Source organism: Pseudomonas sp. P4795, assembly GCF_048822895.1.
In the GTDB taxonomy this organism is placed as follows: Bacteria; Pseudomonadota; Gammaproteobacteria; order Pseudomonadales; family Pseudomonadaceae; genus Aquipseudomonas.
The window spans coordinates 21,160-42,334 of sequence record NZ_JBMFBT010000016.1; the positions used below are offsets into that span (position 1 = coordinate 21,160).

The following is a 21,175-nucleotide window of genomic DNA, read 5'->3' on the forward strand; positions in this document are numbered from 1 at the left end:
AAGGAGATCCCAATGCGCAAACAAGTTTTAGCTTTCCTGGCGACTTTGGCATTTGCCGGTGTTGCCCAAGCAGGCGCGCAGCCCCCTACTGACTTTTCGTATGGGCAAAACAGTGATGAGGATGCTTGCGGGGCAACTCTCTGTCTGCTTGGCATGTCCCGCGACGGTGATTGCGACAAGTATCTCAAGCGTTATTTCAGCATCGTGAAATTCAAGCACGGCAACTTCAGCCCTTCACGCACTGCAGCTGCTCGCGGTGATTTCGTGGCGCAATGTGTTGACGATCAGGCCGGGGCCAAACAAGCAAACGATAAGTGGGGAGGCTCACGCTATGGTTTCTAAGTTGCACGCCGTCCGCACTTTTGCCTTCTCCGCGTTCTTTGGCTTGGTGTCTCCAATTGCCTGGGCGGACCAGTCCACGGACGCCCAGCCGTCAGCGGCGACGGTCGAGGTTGACGGTGCTCGTCGCATCGAGGTGGGGTTTTCTCCGGAAGGATCTGCCCGCGACCTGGTACTGCGAACCATCGATTCAGCCTCCAGCTCGATCAGGCTCTCGGCCTATGTGTTCACCAGTCCTGATGTAGCGAAAGCATTGATCACAGCGAAACAGCGCGGGGTCGATGTGGCGGTGGTTGCTGATTACCAAGGCAACCTGCAGGGCAACGGCTCGCGGGCAGGGAAACACGCGCTGTCACTCCTGGTACGTGCTGGCATACCGACGCGCACGATCAGCACTTACGCGATTCATCATGACAAGTTCATCGTTGTGGATGGCAAAGCGGTAGAAACCGGGAGCTTCAACTACTCCGCTGCAGCAGCCAAGAGCAACAGCGAGAACGCATTGGTGGTTTGGAATGATGCCGATCTCGCCGAGCAATACCTGAACCACTGGCAAAGCCGTTGGGATCAGGGCAAAGCTTTCAAACCGCAGTATTGAGCGAGGGTCTACCAATGGAAAAAGACGAAAACCCAATGGACAAGGATCGAACGCAACAGGGTGAACGTGGTGCTTATCAGCTGACTGGAGGCAAGCGACCTGGTGAGAACGTGGCGGAGCATGTCAACGCTTCGCCACGGAATGCCGAAGACTGGGCAACCGATCACAAGCGCAGTAGTGAGCCATCCTTCGAACTGTTTCAAAAGTACGGTCCGGCTATTCAGCCGGACATTGGCAGGGCCTACGATGGCCCAATCGTTCACCGCGATTCACAGTCGTTTTATCAAGCTTCGCGGGTCAATGGTTACGATGTTTTGATTGAACACAAGCGCACGTCACTCAACAGCGTGCAAGCAAATGTGTTCACCAGTGACAGGTCAGTGAGCATCCGCTATGTGTCTGAAAGCGTCGGCATAGCGAAGCCAGCCATGGAGCTGGATGGGCAAAGATCACCCGAACACCTGCCGAAAGGCGCCGCTGGAATAGGGCGGGTTTAAACCGCGTTCAATTGCTGCAGATCTAGGACAGATAAGAGGATTAGGACATGGCCAAAGAAGACGTTACCCAAACCACCTACACCATCAATCAGGAAGGCAAAGAACGTCAGGTATTCACTGACGCAAAGGCCGCTGGAGAAGCGTGGTTCAAGGCTGACTTGACTAATAAACCGATGATCCTGGTACAAGAGCCGGGTGATCGTCCGAAAATGTACGCTGGCACCGGTGTGCATGAAGGTAAGCCATACAAGGATTTGCCGTTTGATAATGCACCTGGTGCAGCTGAGTTCAAGGCGTCGTTCAAAGGCGCTCTTGAGCTGAGCAAAAAGGAGCATGCCGGTGCTGCAGTTGGTAAGCCTGCAGAACAGGAACTTGCCAAGTCAAAACCGATGGATATGCCTGCGTACGAGCGCGCTGTCGCTGGCAAAACCTACGAAGGTAAGGTGGTTGGGTTCAAGGAGAACCAAGTCATACAGCAGATCGTGAACGGTGATCGCGTCACGCACGTTGCGCATGATCGCTCCGCGCTGAGCAGTGCAAAGTCCGGCCTTGTTCACCCTGGCAAAGACTTGTCCATTCGTTACCCATTCGCCGGTGTGGGCATCGTCAAAGATCGTCAGCTGCAGCATGAACAAAAGGTGCCTTCGCACCAACCCAAGGGATTTGGCGGAATGGGCCGAGGCTGAACATAGGGAGATTGTTTGAAAAGGGGGCTTAGCCCCCTTTTTGCTGCCTGCGATAAATGACATACCGCGCCATGCTGTCAGAACGAAGCGCGGTCAAGTGGAATGGCGGGGGCCCCGCCGAAGGTGGGTTCCGCGTCCGCAGGACCGCCGCAGGCGTATTCTGCTTGACGGTGCGCAGTGACCCCCAGTCTGCGCCGGGGTGTGTGGGGTAGCTTCACCACCCCGCGCACCCGAGGCCTGGGCGACCCCAGCGCGTTGACAAGGGCCGCGCCCTTGGTGTTGCTTTGTTCTGCCGTCCAGGGGGCACCCCTGGCTGCCAGCGGCGATCCTAGCTCTGCTCAGCCAACACCCTGTTTCTGAATTCACTGGCGCGACTGATGGAAACGCCGGCGAGTTTCGCTAACAGGCCAATTGGGATCAGACCAATCAAATGTTGGTACCGGACCAGTTTTGAAACCCGCTGATATGGAGTCGCCCCTAGAAACTTCTGCCGCTGTTCTACAACGGCGAAGGGCACGCCCACGGCGCGGCTAATCTTCGCTGTCGACATCGATCCGAACAGAGATTCGTAACCAAGCCATGGACCAACATAGTTTTTTAGCCGGGGCGTTGCTGGCTCTTTGGGTAATGGTTTGGCAGGGGGACGCCCCAACGTTTCACGCCAGTTTCGAACCGTTGTTTTTGAAACGCCTGCGAGATCTGCCACGTCCTGGTCATGCACGATGCCCAAGAGTGGCTTGTAGGGACGCAACGGATGGTTGACCGGGAAACGCTTTGGCTTTGGGAGTGAGGGCGGTCCCGGCTTGGCCTTGACCCCTAAAGATTTGCGGTATTGATCAACGCTGTAGGCTGAAACCCCGCAAAGGCGCGCTACAGTGCGAGTTGATTCTATGCCCAACAAATGCCGGTAGGGCTCGATGGCCATTCTTACATTCCAAGCGTCGATATCGAATAGCTGACGCCGGTAACGAATTACGTTCTTTTTCGTACCGACAAGCTGAGCCAAGTCCTCGTCTCTCATGGTCCCCAGCTTGCAGTCATACCACCTGGCCTGGCCTATATTCTTCCAATCAGCCATAAAATCCCGTCATCTAAATGCGAAAGGTTCCGGCAACACCGGAACCCATATTTTCAACACAATTCAAAAAATCATCTAGACGCCTGATTTTCCTGCGCTCGCTCCATCCAGTGCCGAACGCTGTTTGCGTTCCAGCGCCTTGCCGTCCAACACCGTGCGCGGCTTGATCGACTCGTTACGCTGACGCTCACGCGCCTGCTGTAACGAGAGGGCTGTGGTTTTGTCGTAACGGTTTGCAATGGCGGCAGGCAATCCGGCTATTGAGTCCGTATAGATGCGCGCTTCGTGCCTTGCCCGACTGATGGCCACGTACCAAAGGTTTTGTGAAGTCGTCCGGCTTTTCGTGTTGATGGAAATCATCACTCGATCATTTGTAAGACCTTGGGCGCTGTGGACGGTAGCGGAATAGGCGTGTTCTAGATGCAATGGCCGGTTAGTTGGGAGGGCCACTACCCGTTCAGGCGTGCCGTCTTTCTCCTTGAGGGATGCCAGCTCGATGACGCCATTGGCGGTTCCAACCACGCGCATTCGGTCGCCGTTGGTGAGATCCAGTTTTTGATCATTACGGGTGATCCGCACCAGATCGCCAACGGAAAATTCCGGCTTCTCAAGGTTGTAGACGCTGAGTTTGGTCAACTTCCGAGGATTGAATTCAACGCGGTTTCCGTTCTTGTCCTTCACCACCAGCACATTTCCGGGCAGGGCCTGGTCAACGGTGTACAGCTCCCCTCGGGACAAACCAGCCCTTATGTAATCCTTCTCGGGCTGTACGATCATTCCCTTTTTGTAGCTTGGAGCGTACCGGCGTTCGGCTTGTGTGGTGTCGACGCGGTTGAGCGTTGGCAGCTCTTTTCCGTTGCCAACGAGGCCAAGCGACTCCCTTGTCATTGCGTTGATCTGTTTGCGGTCTTTGTTCGTACCGGCGACGATCAATACTTCTTTTCGTTCTTGCGGTGTCAACGACATGTAGTCACGAACGATGGCTTGGTGCCGTTGGCCAGGTTCCCGGAATTCTTCAACATGATTGACATGCTCAAGCGACTTTCCCGGGTTGCCATCAGCCGCATGCTGAACAGCGATTTTTAGCTCCTGGTTCTTTTGTCGCTGAATTTCCTTGATCCGCGCAGTTTGCATACCGTTTTGCTGCAACTGGGCGAATGGTTTGCCAGCCTCGATAGCTTCCGTTTGTTTGGTGTCGCCCAGCTGGACCAGTCGAGCGCCGGACTGCTCGATGATTCGCATCAGCTGCTCCATCTGGCGAGCGCCGACTACACCAGCCTCATCGAGGACCACGATTGTCCGCTCGTCCAGCTTCTTGTCTTTGGTATGGAAAAAACTAGCGAGTGTGTGAGCGTCCAGCCCTTCGTTTTTCAGTGCGGTTACTTGGTTCCCGTAGGGAGCCAAAGCAACGACACGGAAAACCGCATCGGTCGTTGTGGACCGTTCGGTCATGGCGTTATTGACTGACTCGATCAACTTAACAGCGCGATCAACTGAGTAAGTTTTGCCGGTGCCTGCGTCGCCCTGGATGCCAACGAATCGGTTGCTCGTACTGACGATCACTTCCACGGCCTGGTACTGGCCTGCAGAAAGTGTTGAGCCCTCCAGTGCTTTCGCTACCTGCTCTTTGCTCAACAGCGGCGCGACTTGGCCACGTCCGCTGCGCTCGATGGCGAGGATTGCCTTTTCCCGCTTCAACGCTCGTTGAGTGGTGTACCGTTTTTCGGCTTCAACCAAAGAGCCACGATTGATCGCCATCTTGACGTACTGCTGGGCTTCCTTTTCACTCCAGCCCTTTTGTTCTTTCAGTAATGCACGCCAACCTGCAGGTGACAGCGCCGCTGCCCCCTCCTTACCGGTGGCCATCCTGTAGGTTGGTGGGGACTCGATCAGCGATCCCTGTTTCACCAGACGCTTAATTTCATCGTCTACTTCGGACGGCGAAGCCAGACCAACAGCGCGCCGTAGTGCAGCTGTGCGCAGATCTGACTCGCCGACAACCTGCTCACGTTCGGTCAGATGGTTGATGGCGTATTGGACCACTGCTTGGCCAGCGGTGATGCCTTCCGGCAGGTTGTGTTCTGCATGGATGCTCTCTGAGCGCCTACCGTACTCGCGGTTATCAAGCTGACTGCGGCCACCGAACTCGATACCTAGATCTCGCGCCTTGGTGACCCAGTATTCTTTGACCAAATGACGGTCGCGCTCGTCTTTGCGTGGCCTGGTGGCCATCGCAATAATTTGCTTCTCCAAGGCCGTGGCGTTGCTTCGTGTTTTACCGTCCTTGGCCAACGCTTCCTCGATCACCTTGGCACGGCTCGAAAATGCCTCGATCTGGTCCCTCGAAATATGGGCCAGCTCGAAATTCCCTTCTTTGTCCAAAACCCGGATTTCATAACCCAGCTCGCGCAGCTCCTTGGCCAGCTCGCCCTTGTACATGGCGTCAATCTGCGGTTGGATCTTGAAAATATCGTCGTTGTGTATTGCTCGCCATTTACCATCCTCACGCCGGGTCGCGTTCATGACCACGGCGTGGGTGTGCAACTGAGGATCTTTGGCGCGGCTGAGTTCGTGCCGAAACTTACCGATAATCAGGTTGCCCGTCCGTTCGAGCATGGACTTGCCATGTTCCTTTCGGCGGGCCTGCGCCAGTTTCTCGACATGCTCCATCGCTTTGGTCACTGCGCGGTCGTGCGCCGCTACCACGTCCTTGTCACCGGCGATCAGGGCCTGCATCGAGACAGATTTTGGAGCTGAGAAGGTCAGGTCCAAACCCATCCGGCGATTACCTGTTTCCTTATCAAAGGTCTTGGGCATCACCTCGCCGTTCGGAAGCTTGCCGTCAAAAAGCTTGGCCAGCTCCTTCTGGTCGATTGGCCCTTCCAGTCCTAGAAGCTCGGCGCCTATTCCCTGCCATTCGCCGGGGGACTCTTTTGCGTAGTAGTCGTCTGCAGCTGTGTAGTAGCCAGCTGCCGCGTACTGGTTGCTCCCCTTGATAGAGGTAACGTTGAACATGGCTACCTCGTTACGCGGCTTGACCGGTGATCATGATTGCCTGGGCGCGCTCTTTGTAATCGATGTACGGCGTCTTCACCTTGGTGATCGGGAAGTCTTCACCGAATTTCACGTAGGCGACCAGATCTGGAAGGTTGGAGATTTCAGAAGCCTGAACCACCGGCTCATCCCGCGTGACTTCCTCTGTCCTGGTCAACTTGCCCGCGGTGTAGGATTTCCGCCAACGCTTCACATCGTGAGAGCCGAGGATTTCGCTGGCCATGCCTGCGTTTTTGGCGTTCGCTGCAGCAAGAATGACGTAGTTTCGGAAGCACGAAAGCAGGGTTTCCGCATCGTCACGGCCATAACTGGCGTTGAGTTGTGACCAGTCCTGGAGACTGCCGACCATACGCAGACCATGTTTCCGGCCTTTGGTCGCCGCTGGAACAAAGCTTTCCAGTTTGCCGAGGGACTGCAGCTCATCGAGGAACAGCCATAGCCGTTTGCCTGTCATCGGCTCAGAGCTGAGGATCGTGGCGCAGATGGTGTCAATCCACGTGGCCACCAGCGGTTTCATGGTGTCCCGCATGTCCTCCCGCCAAGTGATGAACAGATTGCCGGCATTCGGATCGTTCACCCATTGGTAGATGGAAAAATCGCCCTTGCTCATATAGCGCAGCGGACGAATGTATTTGTTCATCATGAACTGGATACTGGCGATTGCTTTCTCTGCGTTGTCGCGGAAGTACCCCTCGGAGTCCGTGTTGGCCAGGAAAGCGCGGATGGTGTCGCCATCCTCCCGCACCAACAAATTCACCAGTGTGTCTTGGTTCGGGTTGTTGGTTTCTTTCAGCTTGCGCATGGTGTCGGACAATACGTCGCGTGCGTACGCGCACCATTGCTCGTCACTCGGATCTACCTGGGGCGGAATTATCGACTTGGCCATCCGGTTGAAGTCATGGATGCCACGGATCTCGTTGAAGATCGTCCAGCCAGCGGACCGAGCGTCGAATGGGTTGAGAATGTAATCGCCTTTGAAACTGAATTTCGAATAGAACGTACCGTTTGGGTCGACAACGGCCATGCGATCACCACGCTTCAATGCTGAGGCGATCATGCCTTCCATGGTCACCGATTTACCGGCACCGATAGACGCGCAGATCATCGTGTTTCGATCTTCAAGGTGCAGAGGCATAGGCAGCTTGCCAATCATGATCGGGTCCGACTTGGCCAACCCCCGCTTTTTCCGCTCGCGATTGGTCTTCTCGTTACGGCGGCGCACCTTTGCCTTGACGGTATGCCAATTTTTTATCTCCGAGCCCCGTAAAAATTCCTGGTACTGCTCGCCCCGGAATCCATCGTCACAATATTCGTACAGGTAATAAACCAACGAAGCGGCGACCGCTGACGTGGCAATTGTGGCCCCTAGTACAATCGGGTTGTGCCAGCCGTTGTGAAGCGTTTCCTTGAACGCTGCAGGGAATGGCGTCAGCGGCATCTGTGCCAAATAAACGCCTGCTGCCCATCCAGCGATCGGCAAACCGAAACCGGCTGTCATCACTGCAGAATCGACTTCTCTTTTATGCATTGTCCTCTCCTGATAGACGTTCGATATCGCTGGCCAGCTCTGGCAACAGCGTACTGATCAGCTGATCGGCATCGGCCAAATGGCTGAGTTCGGCACGCAATTGGTTGACCTTTCCTTGCTGTAAACCTTGGCGCAGCAAGTAGACAGCAATGGTCAAAAGGGTTTGATTTTGCGCCTGTGCCTGGCTGACGTTTTCGAGCAAACCAAGCATGCGTTGCTGATCTGCCCAGCTGTCCAAATCGGTCTGTCGGCCCCCCGATTTTTCGTTGGCCAGAGCCCTGTCACGCACGTAGGTGGACAGGTGTTTGTAGCCTGCCAACGCTGCCGCTTGCTCAAGGCGAGCCTCTTGGTCGTCGTTCAAACGTATGGGAAGTGTCTTCGCCACGGTGGTCCTCTCTGAGCCAAAAATGGGACATATTTAGGCTTACGATAACTGTCGGAAAGGTGTATAGCAAATGTAATACACAAAAAGCTTGATTTTGCTGGGCTAGATGGTACTTTTGTAATACATGTGTATAGCACACAAATAAACCGCTTTTGCTCTGCAGGCCGCGCACAGCGCGGCTGTCACCTCCCGCTAGGGGGGTGCGTGTTGTGTATTGAGACTTTGACCCTGTTAAGGGGAAAAGTTGAAGCTCTTGTTAAGGGCGTATCCACTAGTCAGGCCGTAGGCCGTAGGGGGGTAGCACAGATGGTATGCAGAAAGGGTGCAGGAAGGGTGCTAAGAGAGTGCAAGAGGGGTGCAACTTGACTACAGGTAGGGGGCGAGTAAGATGCACATAGAGTGCAATAGGGGTGCAGATAGGGTGCAAAATGGGCGACAAAGATCTAACGGATGCACTGATGGCGGTAGGGCCTGAGTCAAAGGCAGCGAAAATACGCCAGGTGATGCCATTGATTGAGCAACAACTGAGCGCGGGTGTACGTCGCCAAGTGATCCTGGATGTGTTGAAACAACAGGGGATCGAGCTGAGCATGGAGACGCTGAAAAGTTACCTGTATCGGTATCGAAAAACGCAACGACAGAAGCCCACGCAATCGAACCAAACTACGAATCCAGCGCCAAGCATGCAGCCAGTGGTTGAGCGAGGGGAGCCAGAAATAGAAGGAGGTGTATCGTACGATACAGATGGAGAAACGAAGGTCAGTCAAGCGGCCCCGTTGGGGCCGAATGAGCTGAGCAAGATTATGAATCCTGGGGATGATCAGAACGCCTCAGATCTGGCCATGTATGAGAATGCAGGCCGTCGAAAAAGGACGCCAAAATGAAAATCGCAGTAGTCAATTTCAGCGGTAACACCGGCAAGACAACCTTGTCCGATTCGCTGCTGTCGCCACGCATGGGCGGCGTACGCTTCGCAGTAGAAACGATCAATGCCGGCGCATCGGATGATGCCGCCGAGATCGAGCGGCTCAAGGGTCGCCAGTTCGGTGAGTTGTCGGAAATTCTCATGACGGAAGACAACGCCGTGGTCGACGTTGGAGCATCCAACGTCGAGGATTTTTTCAAGTACATGGGCCAGTTTGCAGGCTCACACGAAGAATTCGATTTCTTCCTGGTGCCCACGGTATCCGAGAAAAAACAGCAAGCGGACACGATCAACACGATCAAGACGCTGGCCGCGCTGGGCGTTCCGCGCAGCCGGATTCTGGTGGTCTTCAACAAGGTCGAGATCGACGACGCGGACGACTTGCCGCACACCTTCGCGGCGCTGATGGGTTTCCACGAGCTGGAGAAGAAATTCACGCTCAAGCGTGATGCGGTGATTTACTCGAACGAAGTGTTCGAACGCCTCCGGGCTTTGAAAACCAGCATCGCCGCTGTGGTGCAGGACACCACGGATTACCGCGAGCAACTGCGAGCCGCGCAAGACGATGCCGCAAAGGAACAGGCCAAACGGATGATCTCTGTGCAGCGCCTGGCAAAGTCGGCCTGGCAGAACCTCGATCAGGTGTACGCCACGCTGTTTGGAAAGGGGAAGTAAGCGATGGCCAAGGACGCTACGACAGCGCGTGAAGCGATGGTCGGGCAGATGATGGAGGATTTCGACGCGCTCGTCCGTCGCCTGGAACAGGTCGACGGCGAGTTGGCGGCAAAGATCTCCGAGGCGGTGCGCGATGGCTCGGGTAAGGCTCTGCTCCAGTCGCAGATGAACTTCGAATCCATGATGGAAAAGGAGCGCAATGCCCTGATCCTTGCCGGACGCGAAGCGGTCGCAAGGATTGGTAACGAGATTAACCGGAGTTCGGCCAATCTGATCACGGCGCAAGCGCAGCGCCGCGCCGTGGGATTTTGCGCAATGCTCATCGGCGCCGGTGTGGTTATCGGCGCACTTCTCATGGTTGTAGTGCAGCAGCTCAGGCTGTTCGGTTGATCGAGGGGGCACGCCCCCTTTTTTTGGGGCATATCCTGTATCGTACGATACAGGATATGCTTTCCCACGAATTACACCCGCCCCGCCGCTGGTAATCAGGCTTTGGGGTTTTTCTCGCATGCGAGAAAGGAGTCCTTATGTCCGCTACGCCAAGTCAGCAGCTTTACGAAGAAATTGAAGGGGCCTACGACTGGTTCAATGAAAAGTTGTTTGGCGGGCAGCTGCCCGGCTGCATCTTCACCCTGCAGCGAAAAGCCAATACGTTTGGGTATTTCTCGCCGTCGCGTTTCCTGCGCCGGAACGGCGCGGGAAAAAGCGATGAGATTGCGCTCAACTGTGCGTACTTCGCGCATCGTCGGATCGATCAGACGCTTTCCACGCTTGCACATGAACAGGTTCATCAGTGGCAAGACCACTTCGGCACGCGATCACGAAGCGGCTATCACAACCGCGAGTGGGCCAACAAAATGAAGTCCATCGGACTGATGCCGTCCGATACAGGTGAGCCAGGTGGTAAGCAATGCGGCCAGCAGATGACGCACTACATCATTGATGGTGGGCCATTCGCTGTTGCATGCCAGGAACTGATTGAACAGGGCGGCATGCTTTCTTGGATTGACGTGGTTACCCAACGGGTGGCCATGTCAGCGACTCAGCTTTATGGGCCTGATGGTAAACCTGTCGAACAGCCTGTGGCTGATCCGACTATAGACATACTGGCGCTAACCTCTGCGGGGTTGCTGACACCTGCCACAAACCCCGAGGATCCGAAGAACAAACGCAAATACACGTGCCCGAGCTGTCATTTGAATTTGTGGGGCAAGCCAGGTTTGAGCGGTCGCGTGCAATGCGTCGACTGCAATGTGCCGTTCGTGGATTCAAAAGAACTGGTGGAAGTCCCTGCAGATCCATCACCCAGTTGAGCCGGTCGCGAATTTCTGACGATTCAGGATGAACGTCAGTTGATTGCGGCTGGCCGCTGCCGGTCAGGCGACGTAAGAGGTGCGGATCCAAGGGCGCAGCTCTTGGTCGCCGAAGGCAGCTTTTGCGCTGCAGGAACTCACGCACGAAAAATCGTCCAGCGAGCGAGGCCCAACAAAGGCCAGAGCGAGCGGTGCAGTTGTCCACGGGCCGGGCGTGCTGTTTGCCCGGACGGTGGGCAACTGCAGGACGATTTCCTGAGCCGTGCGCAGATCTAGGCCGTGAGTTGCTGCAGCGCCCGGCCGCAAGGCCGGATGGTTTTAAATCCGACCGAGAGGTCGGCCAAGGTAAACCCTGTGCCGTACGTTACAAAGCAAGCGGAGCGCGCAGGCCGAAGGCCGGAGGCGTGAGGATGGAAGCCCGAAGGGCCAAGACCTGGCGCGCTTTTGGCCAGGGCTTGGTTCACGACAGCCGCCCCCCGAAGGGGGCACGCACAGCAAGGGAAATTAGGGGCTAAAGCTAGGCGGGATTGTTGTTTGTTCCTGGGGCAACCTCTGCCCACTGTTCGGCCCCGTTCTGATAATCACCACCTTCGGCAATGAATACTTGGCCATCTTCTAAAACCGCGTACACACCTGGTCTTTCATGGTTCGGGTCGCGCAGTTCGTTTTTCCAGCAGTAAGCAGACCGCGCCCAAATACACACGATCCCCCCAGTCTGTTCCTGATTATTTTGTCGCCATTCAAGGGCGATCATTCGAAGGTCAGAGATTGAGTGTTGCATGTGGCACCTCGTCACGAATCAGTAGAAATTGCGCTATGTGGCGGTTTTCATTTCTGAGTTCCATTCATTTTGGTTGTCGGGGATCTTCACCTGGTATAGAGCCCAACCATGCGAAGAAGACATAGATTGCGGCTGCTCCAACTACAGATAGCGCCAAACTGGCAGCAGCTTCCTTTACCGGGGAGCCTAGAGAATTCGGAAAAAATCGTACGCTAAGGTTTTCCGGGCTGTCGTAGCGGCCTGAATTTACCGTCTTCAAGCTTGCGGCTCTGCCTCCAGACGTAATCGCCGGTCAGGTTGATGTGCTCCCAGCCCAACGGCGACAGGTACTGATACAAGTCTGTATTCACCGGCTTTCCGGCGTCAGTCAGCCCTTGGGTGGCCCGCTCCAGGTAAACCGTGTTCCACAGCACGATGGCGGCGGTCACCAGGTTCAATCCACTGGCCCGATAGCGCTGCTGCTCGAAACTGCGATCCCTGATTTCACCGAGGCGATTGAAGAACACCGCCCTGGCCAAGGCGTTGCGTGCCTCACCTTTGTTCAGGCCCGCATGCACACGGCGGCGCAGCTCGACACTTTGCAGCCAGTCCAGGATAAACAGCGTGCGCTCGATCCGGCCCAACTCCCGCAGGGCGACGGCCAGGCCGTTCTGGCGCGGATAGCTCCCCAGCTTGCGCAGCATCAACGAGGCGGTGACCGTGCCCTGCTTGATCGACGCAGCCAGACGCAGAATCTCGTCCCAGTGAGCCCGGACGTGCTTGATGTTCAACGTACCGCCGATCATTGGCCGCAGTGTCGGGTAGTCCTGCACGCTCTGTGGCACATACAGTTTGGTTTCACCAAGGTCGCGGATGCGCGGGGCAAAACGAAAGCCCAGCAGGTGCATCAGGGCGAAAACGTGATCGGTAAAGCCCGCCGTATCGGTGTAGTGCTCCTCGATCCGCAGATCTGACTCGTGATACAGCAGCCCATCGAGCACATAGGTCGAATCCCGAACACCGACATTTACCACGCGAGTGCTGAACGGTGCGTATTGATCGGAGATGTGGGTATAGAACAGCCGCCCCGGTTCGTTGCCGTACTTCGGGTTGACGTGGCCGGTGCTTTCGCCTCGACCGCCTGCGCGGAAGCGCTGGCCATCGGACGATGAGGTGGTGCCGTCTCCCCAGTTGGCCGCAAAGGAATGGCTGAACTGGCTGTTGACCAGTTCGGCCAGTGCCGCCGAGTAGGTTTCGTCGCGGATGTGCCAGGCTTGTAACCACGACAACTTGGCGTAGGTCATGCCCGACTCGAATCGGCCATTTTGGTCAGTCCGATGTTGATGGCATCGCCGAGGATTGCGGACAGTAGCAGGGTGTTATCCTTGGCCAAGGCCCCATCCTTCAGATGGGTAAAGTGACGGGTGAACCCTGTCCACTCATCCACGTCCATCAGCAGTTCGGTGATCTTGATGCGCGGCAGTAGCTGACTGATCTTGTCGATCAGCGCTTGAGCGGTGTCCGGTACCGCCGCATCCAGCGGCGTGATCTTCAGTCCGGACTCGGTGAGGATCGCGTCGGGCAGTTCGTTGTCCTTGGCCAGCTTGGCGACGGTGGCCAGTTGCTCATTCAGCAGCTGCAAGCGTTCTTCCAGGTACTGGTCGCTGTTGGGGTTGATCGCCAATGGCAGCGCCTGTTCCTTCTTGAGTGCGGCAAACTTCGCGGGTGGCAGGAGATAATCTTCAAAGTCACGGAACTGTCGAGAACCCTTGACCCAGATATCCCCGGAGCGCAGCGCGTTTTTCAGCTCGGACAAGGCGCATATCTCGTAAAAGCGCCGGTCAATGCCTTCCGGCGTGATCACCAGCGATTTCCAGCGCGGTTTGATGAAGGCGGTCGGTGCATCCGACGGCACCTTGCGCAGATTATCTGCGTTCATCTCGCGCAGCTGCTGAATGGCATCCAGCACGCGTTGCGCTGCCGGTGCGGCCCACAGTTGCAGCACCTCTAGAAAGGCCGGGGTGTAACGGCGCAGCGTGTTGAAGTTCTCGCTGACCAGGTGCAGATGGTCGAAGGCCTCGGGGCGGGCCAGCAGCTCGGCATCGGTGACGCTTTGGGCGAATTCATCCCAAGGCATGACCGCCTCGATGGCGGCGAAGGGATCGTCCCCCGACGCTTTAGCGTCCAGCAGGGCCTGGCCTATCTTCGAGTACAGGCGCACCTTGTCGTTGATCGCCTTGCCCTGTTTCTGGAATTGCTGCTGATGTTTGTTCTTGGCGCTGCTGAATAGCTTAATCAGAATACGGTCGTGCAGATCCACCAGCTCATCGGTCACCGTTGCGGTGCTTTCCAACACAACAGCCACCAAGGTGGCGTAGCGCCGTTCATCCTCGAACTTGCCCAGATCCTGAGGCGTCATCTGTCCACCTTCACGGGCCAGCTTCAGCAGACGGTTCTGGTGGATGTGCCGGTCGAGTCCTTCGGGCAAAGCCACCAGTTGGAAGATCTTGAGTCGCTCGATGTGCTCCATCATGTGCCGCGAATTCGGTTTTAACGGTGACTGACGCAGCCAGGTCAACCAAGTACTGTTGCTGCCTGCCTTGATGGTCAACAGTTCGTCGAGCTTGTTGCGATGCTGCTGGCTCAGCGGTTCAATCAGGGCACGGTAGACCCTTCGGTTAGCCCGTGCCACGGCTTCGGAGCAGGCCCGGTCGATCACTGTCAGGGTTGGCAAGATCCGCCGTTGGTGACGCAAACTCTCCAGAGCTTGCCCGGCCAGTAATAAACCTTTGTCGGTCTGCTGGGCCAAGTCGGTCAGCTCACGTACCAGAGCGCGAAAGTCCGACAGCCCAAATGGCAACAAGCCGAGGTAGGTTCGCAGCTCCTGAGCATGCTCACGGCGGGTGACATCGCGCTCACCGTACTTCGCCCAGCTTTCGGGCGCAGCCTGAATTTGTCGTGCCACCCACTCAATGACCGGATCTGGCAGCACGCTGTCGCTGGCCAGCGCGTAACCGGGGTAGCGCAGCAGGCAGAGTTGCACGGCAAAGCCGAGGCGATTGGCATCACCCCGTCGCTGACGGATCAGCGACAGGTCGGACTCGTTGAAGGTGTAGTAGCGGATCAGATCGTCCTGGTTTTCCGGCAGCGCAAGCAGAGTGTCGCGCTCAGAGGCCGAGAGTATCGAGCGACGCGGCATGTATCAGTCATCCGTGCGAAGGTACTGGTAGAGGGTTTCCCTACTTATACCGAACTCACGGGCTAACTGGGCCTTTGGTTCGCCGGCAACGGCCCGTTGCCGGACTGCGACGGTCTGTTCGTCGGACAGAGCTTTCTTGCGGCCCCGGTAAGCGCCGCGTTGCTTGGCCAGGGCGATGCCCTCGCGTTGTCGTTCACGGATGAGCTCTCGCTCGAACTCGGCGAAGGCTCCCATAACCGACAGCATCAGGTTGGCCATCGGCGAATCATCACCGGTGAATACCAGGCCCTCCTTTAAAAACTCGATACGCACGCCGCGCTTGGTCAGCTTTTGCACTAGGCGGCGCAGGTCATCCAGGTTGCGGGCCAAGCGATCCATGCTGTGCACCACGACCGTATCACCTTCACGGACGAAGCCGAGCATGGCTTCCAGTTGCGGACGCTGGGTATCCTTGCCAGAGGCTTTGTCGGTGAACAGTTTGTTCACCTCGGTTTGTTCCAACTGGCGTTCCGGGTTCTGGTCATAGCTGCTGACCCGGACATAGCCGATACGTTGTCCCTGCAAGGTGCCTCCGTAGGCTTGGCCAATGGTTAATGATCAGAGGCAGCATTCGCTGCCTCTAAGCCTGCTTGCAATACCGGGACTCTCAATGTGAGACGCTGATAGACCCTTTTTGTAAGTTGAATACCTGCGCCAGGTGTCCATCCAACTCACCTTGCATATCTCCGATGAAACAGATTTTTGAATTGGCCGGTGCACGTTTAAGCGTTGCTTTGACTTTGTTCCGAAGTGGTGTAGATCCGAGCTTCAGCTCCTGGAAAATCAGCGAGTCATTACGGCCCAGCGGCAGATTGGACAGTGCCTCAACAGCTGCCTGACCAACCAAGGTCATATGCGGTTCACCACCCTTTATCTCTCCACCCGCCCAGCAGCAATAATATTTTTTTCGGTCGTACTCGACCTCAAAAACCATAAATTCCAGCGACTGTCCTGGGCGTGTTCTCATTTTTTCCTGCACCTGCAATAGAGTTCCAGCCTCAGGCTTGGCTCCGGCGACAAGTGTTGATTTGATCGATGGCATATTCATTCCTTTTTGATGTCAATGACGTTCAGCACGTCAATTGTGTCAGGCTGAAATCTATGATCTTCGTTAGCAAGTGTCAATAAAATGTACTTTTAACTCTAACCTGACGCTATGGGTCTTGGCAGCCTGACATCAGGTTAGGGTATAGCCCAACCTGACATAGCGCTTGACTGCCCCTAGTTATTCACTATGATTAATTGTAAATCGAATTGACGCAGATCTGTGCAGAATAAATCACCAAGGATAGACCGATGAACCATTCCAGCCCATTGACACTCCAGGATGCCACCCATCGGGATTCCGCGTGGGAGCGCGCAGCCAGCTACGAGAAGGAGGAGCGAACAATCTGCCCTGTGCGCAAAATTGTGGTCAAGGGAGCGGTGGATGTCGTGTTCTTTCGCTCGTCATCGGCGCACCTGGTCGTGGCCGGGGAAAATCAAGAGGCTATTCGTAGCATCAAGACCCGCTTCGAGGGTGACAAGCTGGTCATCGAGCAGGAAGGCGTTTCCATCAGTGGCGCCGGAGGCAACATTCATATTTCTGGTACCGGCAACATTTTTGTAGGTGGATCGATCAATGTCGGTGGACGCCAAGGCGGCGTCACTATGCAGTTCAAGGGCCGAAGCATCGTTGGGATCGCGCTGCCTGAAGCGCCAAGTATCCGCATCAAAGGCAGTGGTGATGTGACCCTGTACGACCTTCAACAGACCGTCCTCGATCTCGGCGTCCAGGGATCGGGAGACATCACGGCCTTTGGCCAAGTGGATCTCCTTGACGCTGAGGTGGCCGGTTCTGGCGATGTGGACGCCAGTGAGCTGGTGGCTACATCCGCGAAACTAATGGTCGCTGGCTCCGGCGATATCGACGCTTATGTCAGCGACTCCGTGAAGGCCCGTGTCGCGGGCTCTGGCGACATCGTAATCCGTGGTAACCCACCGATCCGCGACCATTCCGTTGCCGGATCTGGCGACATCAAATTCAAGAAGAATTAACTCAGGAGTCACCTTGTTATGGCATCCACCGCAAAAACCCGATCCGTCACCGCTCACGTTCCTGTGCAACTGGCGGAGAAAGTTGATTTGATGGCTGAGCGCTTGGAGCGCTCTAAGAACTGGATCGTCAAACAAGCTCTATCGGCCTGGATTGACCAGGAGGAAGAGCGGAGTCGCCTGACTCGTGAAGCCTTGGCTGACGTTGATGCAGGTCGTGTGATTGACCACCAAGCTGTCCAGGCCTGGGCAGATAGCCTCAGTACCGATGCTCCGTTGCCGGTGCCGCGCTGATGGAGTTGAAGTGGACAAGCAAGGCACTTTCCGACATTGCCCGGTTGTATGAATTTCTGGCTGCGGTGAATCAGCATGCTGCCGCACGCACCGTGCAGCAGCTTACCGTTGCCCCGACCACGCTGCTGGCCAACCCACGAATTGGCGAACGACTGGAGGAGTTTGAACCACGGGATGTTCGCCGAATCCAGGTCGGCCATTACGAGATGCGCTACGAGATAGTGGATTCGACTATCTACCTGCTGCGCCTGTGGCACACCCGCGAAGATAGGTGAATGGATGGCCTACCAAGGCTCGGAAAACCTTAGCGTACGATTTTTTCCGAATTCTGTAGGCTCCCCTTACCCAAATAATCGGCGCACTGATCCAGTTCAGCCAGATAATCAGGTCATGGGCGAACGGATAAATAGCTGCCGTCAGCATGCACATAATGATCAACTTCCAAGGTTCCGATTCCATGGCATTAGCCTCTTTCAGACTGGTTAGGGAAAACGATTCCTTGCAGCGTCCAGCTAACAAAGCGGTGCGCCTGTTCAATTTCGCTTTCCAAAGCTTGCCGATCCGGGCAGTTGTGATCATCGGCGGCGTCTTGCAACAGGCGCACGCGGTCGAGCTGGTGCAGCAACTCCGGCGTGAGGGTCACAGTTTGAGGCGCGAACGTGTACGCCACCGGATCATCTTCAAACAGCACCGGCAGGGCCATGCCGTTGTCTTTGAGCCATGATTTAAAATCGGTCTTACGCATCCTTGCCTCCCTTTTTCGTTGCCGGTTTGGCATCCATGTAGGGCTTGGCCATCTCCATGACTTGCGCGGCCAGCTCGGGCGGTAACCAGACCATAACGGGCACCAGCTCACTGGCCCCGTGCTCGTCTAGGATTGCCCGAACTCGCTTTACTGCTGCGTGAACGGTCTGTTTAGACATGTCCCTAGCGTTGGCCACGTCTTGCGGTCGCTGGCCATCTACCAAGATGGCCTTGGCGATCTCTACCGTAGAGACCGCCAAGCGACGCGAGGCGAATACCGGCGATATTCTTTTCCAGTCCTCGGCGGTGTAAATCGACTGCATGTAGTAACTCCGTTTTTCAGTGGTCAATGATTCGTGGCCACCGCTGTGCAGATCCGGGAACGGATCTCGCTATGGGTGATGATCGGCAGACACAGGAACGACCAACAATGACCGAAACAACGGGCATACACGCGCACCAAATCGCCGACCTCGGGGGCCTGCAGTATGAATGAATCGCCGGTGTCATCGGCGAAGTAGTCCAGCACCTGGCCATGACTGACCGCAAAATCAAAGCGCGCCTCAGTGATGCGCGCAGGCTTGGTGCCGTTGGCCGATTCCTGCGCCTGCAGGAAAGCGGTTTGATCGTCCAGCACTGCGCCGGGGTGACGCACACGAATCTCCGGCAACATTAGCCAGCTGCAGCGTGCGGCCCACATGTTGGGGCCAATCTCGCGGGCGTAGTCAATGATTGTGGTTTGACCTGGTACAAAGAAAACTTTCGACATGGCGGCTATCTCCTTGCGAGGTAGGCCGGGCGTGTAGCGCCCGGCCTGGACTTGTTAGGCGGCTTCGCGAATGCGCTGAGCCAGAACCCAAAGGGCGCGATTTAGCTTCACGTCCTGGTCAATGCCGGTGACGGCGCGGGTACTGGTGCGGCGACCTTGCTTGTTGCGACCTGTAAGCCCTCCCTTGATGGTGTTTTCCTGTACGCGGTTGAATGTGGTCCAGAGATCATCGGTGCGATCTTCACGGCGGCGAGGCATGAGCAGCTGTGAAGCTGTCACCGGCGCCGGGCCTTCGGCTGGGTCGTAGCGGTACGCTAATGCAGCCTCGGCGAAAGCGTGTTGCAGCTCGGGACGGATCTGAACCTGTTTCATGGTTTCGCGCTGATCCTCGATCAGTGCGAATTGATCCAGCACCTCATATGCCCCCTCGATGACTTCGCCGATCACGTCTTGGCGACCGCTGTGACGGACTTTCTGATCCATCGCGGCTTCGCCCAGTACAAGGCCGTTGGCGCAGACAAAGCGGAAGCACCCGCCCATCATCTGATAACTGCTGGTGCCATCGTGGCTGTTTAGCAGGATGATTTCGTTGGCTTCCTTGTCCATGATGTTGGACGCATGGCGCAGGCGGATCATGTGTTTGGTGTGCTGGATCTTGTCGGTGTTACGCACGCGGGTTTGGCAGGCCATGAAGGGTTCAAACCCTTCTGCGCGCAGCGCGGTAAGCACGTCGACGGTTGGAATGTAGCGGTAGCGATCGGAGCGGCTGTCGTGCGCTTCGACGGCAAAAATGGACGGCGCTACACGCGCGATTTCGTCGTTAGTCAAAGGGGTGTTGCTGCGAACCATGCAAGGGTTGCGGAAGCTGCTGGATAGACGCATTTTTGAATCTCCTTCGCGATTTGCCTGGGCGGTTGCCGCCGCTGGTTCCAGGCTGTCTTAGCGGTATTGCTTCGACGTAGAAATTATCGCAAAAGATCGTCACTTGGTCAACTGTTAGTACAATCTAATTGTACTTATTTTGATCATAAAAAGCCCGGCGCTGGGCCGGGCTCTGGTTGCGCAGACCGTCACGTCTACTGCAGCAGGCAAGAAAAACGATAGGGGTCCATGAACGGTTCGTCATCCATGGGGTCATATGCGGGCTGCGGTTGGGGCGCCGCTTGTTGTGGGGCCGGTTGTTGTGGTCGCCGCTGTTGCTGCGGCCTTGGCGCCTGGTTGGTGCCGTCCTGGTTCTGCGGTCTGCCCCCCAGCAGCTGCATGGTGCCTTGCATGTCTACGACAATTTCTGTCGTGTAACGCTTGATACCGTCCTTCTCCCATTCGCGGGTTTGCAGCTTGCCTTCGATGTAGACCTGTGAACCTTTGCGCAGATACTCGCCGGCAATCTCGGCCACCTTTCCGAACATAGATACCCGGTGCCACTCGGTTTTTTCGACCTTCTGCCCGGTTTGCTTATCGGTCCATTGCTCACTGGTGGCCAAGCTCAAATTGGTCACGGCGTTACCGTTGGGAAGGTAACGAACCTCGGGATCCTGACCGCAAGTCCCTACTAGAATCACTTTGTTTACGCCACGGGCCATGATGAAAACTCCTTTTAGATGCCCCGGCGTACCGGGGCTGTGGGGTGGTGGATTTAGTATTCGTCGCCTTCGAAGCAACCGCACGGGCACGTCATTTCATCAAGGCCGTGTTGGCAATAGCCGTTCTCGGCGTCCTCCTGTTCGCGTGCCGCATTTTCGCTTGCATTCATGTAGCCATATTCGCGGGCATACACGAAAACTTCCGCGTACTCGGGGGCTGTTTCGTCTGTGCCGAACTCGCCCTCGACACCCGCGCAAAAGAAGTTATGCACGACAGTTTCGTACGTCGAACCGCGCTTGCAAGCGTCAGAGAAGATCGCGTCGACCTTGGCTTTCATGTCGTCGATATTGGAAGTCATCGGCTTAGAAATACCTTTGGCAAAAGCCAGGAAGTCATCAGCGGTCAGCCAATTGTGGAAGATCGAGGCGGTGGTTTGAAACTGGGTATGAGTGTTCATTGAATGCTCCTTCGCGATTTGCCTGGGCGGTTGCCGCCGCTCGTTCCAGGCTGTCTTAGCGGTATTGCTTCGACGTAGAAATTATCGCAAATCCACCACCACAAGTCAACTATTGGTCAAATCTAAGTTGACTGCCTGTCGTCGTTCTCGCATGCGAGAAATTCGCTAAATCTCTTGCTTTTGGCGAGCTTTTAGAACTGCTCAGAGGCCGAGCGTT

24 protein-coding genes and 1 pseudogene are annotated in these 21,175 nt (G+C 56.0%); 11 read left to right on the forward strand and 14 right to left on the reverse strand.

Features of this window, described 5'->3' with window-relative positions:
• Positions 1-12 precede the first annotated feature (12 nt).
• The 4 genes from ACOI8A_RS27385 to ACOI8A_RS27400 are packed head-to-tail and all read left to right on the forward strand — an operon-like array spanning position 13 to position 2,120.
• Positions 13-342, forward strand: a complete 330-nt coding sequence (locus ACOI8A_RS27385) for a TrbM/KikA/MpfK family conjugal transfer protein (protein ID WP_420657916.1) — start codon at positions 13-15, stop codon at positions 340-342.
• Complete coding sequence (locus ACOI8A_RS27390; protein WP_420657917.1) at positions 332-937, forward strand: phospholipase D family protein; 606 nt, start codon at positions 332-334, stop codon at positions 935-937. Before ACOI8A_RS27385 ends, ACOI8A_RS27390 begins: the two co-directional genes overlap by 11 nt.
• Positions 938-951: 14 nt before the next feature.
• Complete coding sequence (locus tag ACOI8A_RS27395; protein WP_420657919.1) at positions 952-1,434, forward strand: KfrB domain-containing protein; 483 nt, start codon at positions 952-954, stop codon at positions 1,432-1,434.
• A gap of 47 nt (positions 1,435-1,481) precedes the next feature.
• Positions 1,482-2,120, forward strand: a complete 639-nt coding sequence (locus ACOI8A_RS27400) for a KfrB domain-containing protein (RefSeq protein WP_420657920.1) — start codon at positions 1,482-1,484, stop codon at positions 2,118-2,120.
• 328 nt (positions 2,121-2,448) lie between these two features.
• Here ACOI8A_RS27400 and ACOI8A_RS27405 read toward each other — a convergent pair whose 3' ends face one another.
• The 4 genes from ACOI8A_RS27405 to ACOI8A_RS27420 all read right to left on the reverse strand — a co-directional run bounded on the left by ACOI8A_RS27405 (position 2,449) and on the right by ACOI8A_RS27420 (position 8,165).
• Positions 2,449-3,198 carry a hypothetical protein gene (locus tag ACOI8A_RS27405; protein ID WP_420657921.1) on the reverse strand — a complete coding sequence of 250 codons (750 nt, stop codon included), beginning with the start codon at positions 3,196-3,198 and terminating at the stop codon, positions 2,449-2,451.
• Positions 3,199-3,273: 75 nt separating this feature from the next.
• Positions 3,274-6,213: a MobF family relaxase gene (gene mobF, locus ACOI8A_RS27410; RefSeq protein ID WP_420657922.1), complete on the reverse strand. Its 2,940-nt coding sequence runs from the start codon at positions 6,211-6,213 to the stop codon at positions 3,274-3,276.
• Positions 6,214-6,223: 10 nt separating this feature from the next.
• Entirely contained in the window at positions 6,224-7,780 is a 1,557-nt protein-coding gene (locus tag ACOI8A_RS27415; protein WP_420657923.1) for a type IV secretion system DNA-binding domain-containing protein, read from the reverse strand.
• Positions 7,773-8,165: a hypothetical protein gene (locus tag ACOI8A_RS27420; RefSeq protein ID WP_420657925.1), complete on the reverse strand. Its 393-nt coding sequence runs from the start codon at positions 8,163-8,165 to the stop codon at positions 7,773-7,775. The genes ACOI8A_RS27415 and ACOI8A_RS27420 overlap by 8 nt, the downstream gene beginning before the upstream one ends.
• A 428-nt stretch (positions 8,166-8,593) precedes the next feature.
• On the opposite strand from ACOI8A_RS27420, the gene ACOI8A_RS27425 reads away from it, so the two are divergent.
• The 4 genes from ACOI8A_RS27425 (at position 8,594) to ACOI8A_RS27440 (ending at position 11,078) form a co-directional block, all read left to right on the forward strand.
• Positions 8,594-9,049, forward strand: a complete 456-nt coding sequence (locus ACOI8A_RS27425) for a hypothetical protein (RefSeq protein WP_420657926.1) — start codon at positions 8,594-8,596, stop codon at positions 9,047-9,049.
• Entirely contained in the window at positions 9,046-9,765 is a 720-nt protein-coding gene (gene stbB / locus ACOI8A_RS27430; RefSeq protein WP_102605293.1) for a StbB family protein, read from the forward strand. The genes ACOI8A_RS27425 and stbB overlap by 4 nt, the downstream gene beginning before the upstream one ends.
• Positions 9,766-9,768: 3 nt before the next feature.
• Positions 9,769-10,155, forward strand: a complete 387-nt coding sequence (locus ACOI8A_RS27435; protein WP_420657928.1) for a hypothetical protein — start codon at positions 9,769-9,771, stop codon at positions 10,153-10,155.
• 137 nt (positions 10,156-10,292) lie between these two features.
• Positions 10,293-11,078, forward strand: coding sequence for a SprT-like domain-containing protein (locus tag ACOI8A_RS27440; RefSeq protein WP_011117444.1), 786 nt, complete (start codon positions 10,293-10,295; stop codon positions 11,076-11,078).
• Between the two features lie 517 nt (positions 11,079-11,595).
• Here the strand turns inward: ACOI8A_RS27440 and ACOI8A_RS27445 are convergent.
• From ACOI8A_RS27445 to ACOI8A_RS27460, 4 genes and pseudogenes are all read right to left on the reverse strand, one after another.
• Complete coding sequence (locus tag ACOI8A_RS27445; RefSeq protein ID WP_420657930.1) at positions 11,596-11,859, reverse strand: antirestriction protein ArdR; 264 nt, start codon at positions 11,857-11,859, stop codon at positions 11,596-11,598.
• Positions 11,860-12,071: 212 nt separating this feature from the next.
• Positions 12,072-15,037: pseudogene (locus ACOI8A_RS27450) on the reverse strand (Tn3 family transposase).
• Positions 15,038-15,040: 3 nt separating this feature from the next.
• Complete coding sequence (locus tag ACOI8A_RS27455; RefSeq protein ID WP_420657932.1) at positions 15,041-15,601, reverse strand: recombinase family protein; 561 nt, start codon at positions 15,599-15,601, stop codon at positions 15,041-15,043.
• A gap of 82 nt (positions 15,602-15,683) precedes the next feature.
• On the reverse strand, positions 15,684-16,118 hold the full coding sequence (locus tag ACOI8A_RS27460; protein WP_420657933.1) for a hypothetical protein: 435 nt from the start codon (positions 16,116-16,118) through the stop codon (positions 15,684-15,686).
• A 254-nt stretch (positions 16,119-16,372) separates the two neighbouring features.
• On the opposite strand from ACOI8A_RS27460, the gene ACOI8A_RS27465 reads away from it, so the two are divergent.
• Genes ACOI8A_RS27465 through ACOI8A_RS27475 form a run of 3 tightly spaced genes read left to right on the forward strand, consistent with a single transcriptional unit; the run spans position 16,373 to position 17,679 of the window.
• A complete protein-coding gene (locus ACOI8A_RS27465; RefSeq protein WP_420657935.1) occupies positions 16,373-17,113 on the forward strand; it encodes a GIN domain-containing protein in 741 nt (246 codons plus the stop codon).
• 18 nt (positions 17,114-17,131) lie between these two features.
• On the forward strand, positions 17,132-17,404 hold the full coding sequence (locus tag ACOI8A_RS27470; RefSeq protein WP_420657937.1) for a CopG family ribbon-helix-helix protein: 273 nt from the start codon (positions 17,132-17,134) through the stop codon (positions 17,402-17,404).
• Entirely contained in the window at positions 17,404-17,679 is a 276-nt protein-coding gene (locus ACOI8A_RS27475) for a type II toxin-antitoxin system RelE/ParE family toxin (RefSeq protein WP_420657938.1), read from the forward strand. The genes ACOI8A_RS27470 and ACOI8A_RS27475 overlap by 1 nt, the downstream gene beginning before the upstream one ends.
• 188 nt (positions 17,680-17,867) lie before the next feature.
• On the opposite strand, the gene ACOI8A_RS27480 is transcribed toward ACOI8A_RS27475, so the two are convergent.
• From ACOI8A_RS27480 to ACOI8A_RS27505, 6 genes are all read right to left on the reverse strand, one after another.
• Entirely contained in the window at positions 17,868-18,149 is a 282-nt protein-coding gene (locus ACOI8A_RS27480) for a hypothetical protein (protein WP_420657940.1), read from the reverse strand.
• Positions 18,142-18,471, reverse strand: coding sequence for a TrfB-related DNA-binding protein (locus tag ACOI8A_RS27485; protein ID WP_011117442.1), 330 nt, complete (start codon positions 18,469-18,471; stop codon positions 18,142-18,144). The genes ACOI8A_RS27480 and ACOI8A_RS27485 overlap by 8 nt, the downstream gene beginning before the upstream one ends.
• A gap of 23 nt (positions 18,472-18,494) precedes the next feature.
• Complete coding sequence (locus ACOI8A_RS27490; protein WP_420657942.1) at positions 18,495-18,917, reverse strand: hypothetical protein; 423 nt, start codon at positions 18,915-18,917, stop codon at positions 18,495-18,497.
• A 54-nt stretch (positions 18,918-18,971) separates the two neighbouring features.
• Positions 18,972-19,799 (reverse strand): DUF932 domain-containing protein, encoded by an 828-nt coding sequence (locus tag ACOI8A_RS27495; protein ID WP_420657944.1) that lies wholly within the window; start codon positions 19,797-19,799, stop codon positions 18,972-18,974.
• Positions 19,800-19,993: 194 nt separating this feature from the next.
• Positions 19,994-20,500 carry a single-stranded DNA-binding protein gene (locus ACOI8A_RS27500; protein ID WP_420657945.1) on the reverse strand — a complete coding sequence of 169 codons (507 nt, stop codon included), beginning with the start codon at positions 20,498-20,500 and terminating at the stop codon, positions 19,994-19,996.
• A gap of 53 nt (positions 20,501-20,553) precedes the next feature.
• Positions 20,554-20,958, reverse strand: a complete 405-nt coding sequence (locus ACOI8A_RS27505; RefSeq protein ID WP_420657947.1) for a hypothetical protein — start codon at positions 20,956-20,958, stop codon at positions 20,554-20,556.
• Positions 20,959-21,175 lie beyond the last annotated feature (217 nt).

Bases quoted from the DNA above. Each gene is read 5' to 3' on its own strand.
- ACOI8A_RS27485 (WP_011117442.1), bottom strand. From the start codon at position 18,471: ATGCAGTCGATTTACACCGCCGAGGACTGGAAAAGAATATCGCCGGTA.
- ACOI8A_RS27405 (WP_420657921.1), bottom strand. From the start codon at position 3,198: ATGGCTGATTGGAAGAATATAGGCCAGGCCAGGTGGTATGACTGCAAG.
- ACOI8A_RS27460 (WP_420657933.1), bottom strand. From the start codon at position 16,118: ATGCCATCGATCAAATCAACACTTGTCGCCGGAGCCAAGCCTGAGGCT.
- ACOI8A_RS27490 (WP_420657942.1), bottom strand. From the start codon at position 18,917: ATGTCGAAAGTTTTCTTTGTACCAGGTCAAACCACAATCATTGACTAC.
- ACOI8A_RS27470 (WP_420657937.1), top strand. From the start codon at position 17,132: ATGGCATCCACCGCAAAAACCCGATCCGTCACCGCTCACGTTCCTGTG.
- ACOI8A_RS27475 (WP_420657938.1), top strand. From the start codon at position 17,404: ATGGAGTTGAAGTGGACAAGCAAGGCACTTTCCGACATTGCCCGGTTG.
- ACOI8A_RS27390 (WP_420657917.1), top strand. From the start codon at position 332: ATGGTTTCTAAGTTGCACGCCGTCCGCACTTTTGCCTTCTCCGCGTTC.
- ACOI8A_RS27435 (WP_420657928.1), top strand. From the start codon at position 9,769: ATGGCCAAGGACGCTACGACAGCGCGTGAAGCGATGGTCGGGCAGATG.
- mobF (WP_420657922.1), bottom strand. From the start codon at position 6,213: ATGTTCAACGTTACCTCTATCAAGGGGAGCAACCAGTACGCGGCAGCT.
- ACOI8A_RS27495 (WP_420657944.1), bottom strand. From the start codon at position 19,799: ATGCGTCTATCCAGCAGCTTCCGCAACCCTTGCATGGTTCGCAGCAAC.
- ACOI8A_RS27440 (WP_011117444.1), top strand. From the start codon at position 10,293: ATGTCCGCTACGCCAAGTCAGCAGCTTTACGAAGAAATTGAAGGGGCC.
- stbB (WP_102605293.1), top strand. From the start codon at position 9,046: ATGAAAATCGCAGTAGTCAATTTCAGCGGTAACACCGGCAAGACAACC.
- ACOI8A_RS27400 (WP_420657920.1), top strand. From the start codon at position 1,482: ATGGCCAAAGAAGACGTTACCCAAACCACCTACACCATCAATCAGGAA.
- ACOI8A_RS27480 (WP_420657940.1), bottom strand. From the start codon at position 18,149: ATGCGTAAGACCGATTTTAAATCATGGCTCAAAGACAACGGCATGGCC.
- ACOI8A_RS27425 (WP_420657926.1), top strand. From the start codon at position 8,594: ATGGGCGACAAAGATCTAACGGATGCACTGATGGCGGTAGGGCCTGAG.
- ACOI8A_RS27385 (WP_420657916.1), top strand. From the start codon at position 13: ATGCGCAAACAAGTTTTAGCTTTCCTGGCGACTTTGGCATTTGCCGGT.
- ACOI8A_RS27395 (WP_420657919.1), top strand. From the start codon at position 952: ATGGAAAAAGACGAAAACCCAATGGACAAGGATCGAACGCAACAGGGT.
- ACOI8A_RS27505 (WP_420657947.1), bottom strand. From the start codon at position 20,958: ATGAACACTCATACCCAGTTTCAAACCACCGCCTCGATCTTCCACAAT.
- ACOI8A_RS27445 (WP_420657930.1), bottom strand. From the start codon at position 11,859: ATGCAACACTCAATCTCTGACCTTCGAATGATCGCCCTTGAATGGCGA.
- ACOI8A_RS27500 (WP_420657945.1), bottom strand. From the start codon at position 20,500: ATGGCCCGTGGCGTAAACAAAGTGATTCTAGTAGGGACTTGCGGTCAG.
- ACOI8A_RS27415 (WP_420657923.1), bottom strand. From the start codon at position 7,780: ATGCATAAAAGAGAAGTCGATTCTGCAGTGATGACAGCCGGTTTCGGT.
- ACOI8A_RS27465 (WP_420657935.1), top strand. From the start codon at position 16,373: ATGAACCATTCCAGCCCATTGACACTCCAGGATGCCACCCATCGGGAT.